We start from the raw sequence: 4,001 nt of genomic DNA on the forward strand, positions 1-4,001 counted from the left end.
TTCTTGATGTCGATGCCCATCTCGCGCAGGGCCTCTCGCATGCAGTAGACCGCGCCGTAGCCGGTGGCCTCGGTCCGGCCCAAAGATCCGCCCACGCCCAGCGGCTTGCCGGTGATCATGCCCGGGAACTTGCCGTTGTGGATCCTCTCGTACTCGTCCATCATCCATACCATGTGCTGGCCGTTGGTCATCACGTCGGGGGCCGGAACGTCCTGTACCGGGCCCACGTTGAAGGCTATTTGGCGGATCCATCCGCGGCAGATGCCTTCCTGTTCGCGCTCTGACAGGTGATGCGGGTCGCAGATCACTCCGCCCTTGCCGCCGCCCAGCGGAATGTCAACCACCGAGCACTTCCAGGTCATCCAGGTGGCCAGGGCCTTTACGGTGTCCACTGTTTCCTGGGGGTGGAAGCGGATGCCGCCCTTGCAGGGTCCGCGGGAGTCGTTGTGCTGTACCCGGTATCCCTGAAAGACCTTGACCGAGCCGTCGTCCATCCGCACCGGGATGGAGAAATGGATCTCGCGCATCGGGTTGCGGAGCAGGTCACGGGTGGCCTGGTCCAGGCCCAGCTTTTCGGCAACCTTGTCGAATTGCTCCTGGGCCATCTTGAAGGCATTGAAGGATTTGTCCGCCATGGCAGTTTCTCCTTGAATTTTGGATTTATATTATGGGTTATTGGTTACAAAAGGAACGGGGCACCAAATAGCCACCAAGACACTAAGGCACTAATTTCGTTAATTTTAATTTGAAAATCGTTAATAGTATTTGTGTCTTTGTGCCTTTGTGGCAGAATAATTTGGATACAAAGAAAACGGGGAACCTAAATCGCCACTAAGACACCAAGTCACTAAGGTAAAAATGATTTTGAAAAGTATATTTGGTGATCGGGTTTAGTGTCTTTGTGCCTTTGTGGCAGAAGAAGAATGTGAATTTTATCACAAATCAACTCCAAAGTCAAAGGGTAGTTTTTATTATATTTTCTTCTTGACTGCAATGTTTTTTAAGCGTATAGTTAATGATTATAATCCGTTAATGGGCCAACGTTTGCTTAGAGGAAACCATGCCAGATATTACCCTTGGTTACGGCCTGGGGAAGACCACCCTTTCCCTTCCGGAGGCCAATCTGTCAGGCATTTTAAGCCTGCCCCCGGTCCCGGGGCTGGCCGATATCCCTTTGGCGGTGACCCAGGCCCTGGAACATCCCATTAAAAGCCCGCCGCTTAAGGAACTTCTGCTGGCCCGGCGCCCCAAAAGCATTCTGCTGATACTGTCGGACCACACCCGGGTCATTCCCCATTATCCCCGGATACTGAACGCCCTTTGCGACCAGATGAACCTGGCCGGGATAGAGTGCAGTCATATCCACGCCCTGATCGCCACCGGCAGCCACCGGGCGCCGGTCTGCGAGGAGCGGGAGGAGCTTTACGGCTCCAGGATGTTCGACCAGCTGAACCTTTACGCCCACGACTGCGACCAGGGCTGCATCTCGGTTGGCAATGTCAACGGCCGGGAGGTGGAGCTGAACGAGATGCTTTTGACCTCGGATTTCACCATCGCCACCGGCAAGATCACACCCCACTACCTGGCCGGGTTCTCCGGCGGCCGCAAGGCCGTGATGCCCGGCTGCGCTTCAAGGCAGACCATAGCCCAAAACCATGCGCTGATAGCCCTGGGACAGAACGCCCCGGGGAAGCTGGAAGGCAACCCCATTCATGCCGAGATGGAACAGGCGGCCGCTTTGGGCCGGATAGATTTTCTTTTGAACGTGGTGCCCACCCCGGATGAGCAGATCGCCGGAGTTTTCGCCGGACACTGGCAGAAAGCCTGGCTGGAAGGAACTGAGCTTTGCCGCCAGGTCTGGTCGGCGCCGATGAAAGAGCCGGTGGATTGCGTGATCGCCTCGGCCGGCGGCCACCCCCTGGACATTGACCTTTACCAGATGCAGAGGATACTTAACAACGTGGCCCCGGCGGTTAAACCCGGCGGGACGATCATGCTGGTGGGCCGCTGCCCCGAAGGGGCGGGCCAGCTGGATTTTGGGCGCTGGATGCGCGACTACTCCGCCGCCGAGATACTGCAGACCCCCCAGGACCAGATCACGGCCGAGGCCCACCGGGCCTACGCCACGGCCTTGGTGATGAAGAAATGCCGAGTGTGTTTGGTAAGCGGGATGGATCCGGCCCTGGTGGAGAAGATGCAGTTCAAGAGCCTGCCCGACCTGACCGCCGCGGTGGAGTATTTAAGGGAAAGGCACGGAAAGGGTTTTAGTTGTTATGTGGTGCCCAAGGGCAATGCGATAATGCTGGGGTGAACTTGTGACCAGAGTTATAATAGCTATGCATTATTCCACAGCCAATTGTGATGGATAACTAATTTTGTAGATTTCCAAAGATAATTTTTTAGAAACAACTTGGGGAAATAATATGCAACAAAATAATTTTGCATTTATTGACAGTCAGAATTTAAATTTGGCTGTTATTGATCAAGGTTGGAAACTTGATTTTAAAAGGTTTCGGGTTTACCTAAAGGACAAGTATTCCGTAACCAAGGCTTTTCTATTCATAGGTTATGTCAGCACCAATCAAGACTTGTATGTGGCACTACAGGATTATGGATACATTCTTGTATTTAAACCAACGTTATATTTACCCAACGGAAAAGTAAAAGGCAACGTTGATGCCGAGCTGGTATTACATACCATGATAGAATATCCCAATTATGACAAGGCCGTTATAGTCACCGGAGATGGTGATTTTTACTGTCTGATAGACCATTTAAAAAAGCACAACAAGCTGGAAAAGCTCATTGTGCCGGATCAGAAACGATATTCGTCTTTATTGAGGAAGTTTATACCTGAAATAGCCTTTTTAAACCCGTTGAGGAACAAGCTTGAATATGGAAAATAAAAAAGGGAGACATTAACCTTCGGACGAACCTTAGGTGTAGTCCCCCATCGTGATCTATATGTATTATAATACCAACCGTCTGTTTTGTCAAGTGTCTTTTAAATTATTTTAGCGAAGACACTGCCATGCTAAAACCAAAACACTCCTGCAAACACCAGGGAAGTTTATAATCTACCGGAAATGCATCTACCTTCAGTTTTGTGATAAAGGTTTTATAATTCTGGGTTGGAAGGACAGGGAGTGGACCCGGCCCTGGTGGAGAAGATGCAGTTCAAGAGCCTGCCGGACCTGAACACCGCGGTGGAGGATTTAAGGGAAAGGCACGGAAAAAGTTTTAGTTGTTATGTGGTGCCCAAGGGCAATGCGATAATGCTAACAAACCAATTATTCATATAAGGAGTTTAAAATGAAAAAACATTTCTTATTCATGGTCATTTTCCTTTTCCCTTTAGTTCTTCAAGCAGATATATTATTTCTATCAAATAGAAAGGCATACGAAGGTACTGTTACTAAATGGGATGTGGGTAAAATTAATTTCGTAATGAAGGGTTCGCCCTTATCTTCTTTTTGGGAGGTACCATCTGAAAGAATTGATAAAATTGTTGTTGATGATAGCACAACGTATTTGCCTTTTACCAAGTATTGGTTGAATCAAAAAGACACAGCATTTACTGCAAAACTTAAAGAAACATTGTCCAAACCATCCGATAGAATTACTGCTGAAGATTTAAAACTACTCGCATTATTGAAATGTTATCGTGGGGCCGAAGAAGTAAATATTTCTTTTGCGGCATCTTCACAACCCACCCCAATAAATACAATACCCTCAATTGCTTCTTCTACAAAAAAAGATAGATTGCCATACTTCCTTGTCAGTGCGCTATCCTTAATGCTTACTTATGATTACTTATCTGGTGCAAGTGATGCAAGAGACGCAGCCAACATATTACCGGAAGGAGATTTGAAAGATGAATTAAATTCCGCAGCGAGTGGGCTGACTACACGTGGTATTATTACTATAGTTATAGGAGGGGTGTCAATTATTGCTGGTAGTGTGAAATAAATAAGATAGATAAGTACGCCGTTCTTACCCAC

General features: G+C 48.6%; 5 protein-coding genes. 4 read left to right on the forward strand and 1 reads right to left on the reverse strand.

The annotated features are described in order from the left end of the window. Positions 1 to 635, reverse strand: a 635-nt coding sequence (locus Q7U71_08655) for a Glu/Leu/Phe/Val dehydrogenase (protein ID MDO9391828.1), incomplete at its 3' end; no start/stop codon positions are given. Positions 636 to 1,060: 425 nt separating this feature from the next. Between Q7U71_08655 and larA the strand changes: the two genes are divergently transcribed. The 4 genes from larA to Q7U71_08675 all read left to right on the forward strand — a co-directional run bounded on the left by larA (position 1,061) and on the right by Q7U71_08675 (position 3,969). Continuing rightward, positions 1,061 to 2,311, forward strand: coding sequence for a nickel-dependent lactate racemase (gene larA / locus Q7U71_08660; protein MDO9391829.1), 1,251 nt, complete (start codon positions 1,061 to 1,063; stop codon positions 2,309 to 2,311). A 112-nt stretch (positions 2,312 to 2,423) separates the two neighbouring features. Then, complete coding sequence (locus Q7U71_08665) at positions 2,424 to 2,906, forward strand: NYN domain-containing protein (protein ID MDO9391830.1); 483 nt, start codon at positions 2,424 to 2,426, stop codon at positions 2,904 to 2,906. A gap of 240 nt (positions 2,907 to 3,146) precedes the next feature. Continuing rightward, positions 3,147 to 3,302 (forward strand): hypothetical protein, encoded by a 156-nt coding sequence (locus Q7U71_08670; GenBank protein ID MDO9391831.1) that lies wholly within the window; start codon positions 3,147 to 3,149, stop codon positions 3,300 to 3,302. Between the two features lie 10 nt (positions 3,303 to 3,312). Further along, complete coding sequence (locus Q7U71_08675; protein MDO9391832.1) at positions 3,313 to 3,969, forward strand: hypothetical protein; 657 nt, start codon at positions 3,313 to 3,315, stop codon at positions 3,967 to 3,969. Positions 3,970 to 4,001: the final 32 nt, after the last annotated feature.

It is taken from the genome of bacterium, from assembly GCA_030655055.1.
Classification (GTDB): domain Bacteria; phylum Edwardsbacteria; class AC1; order AC1; family EtOH8; genus UBA5202.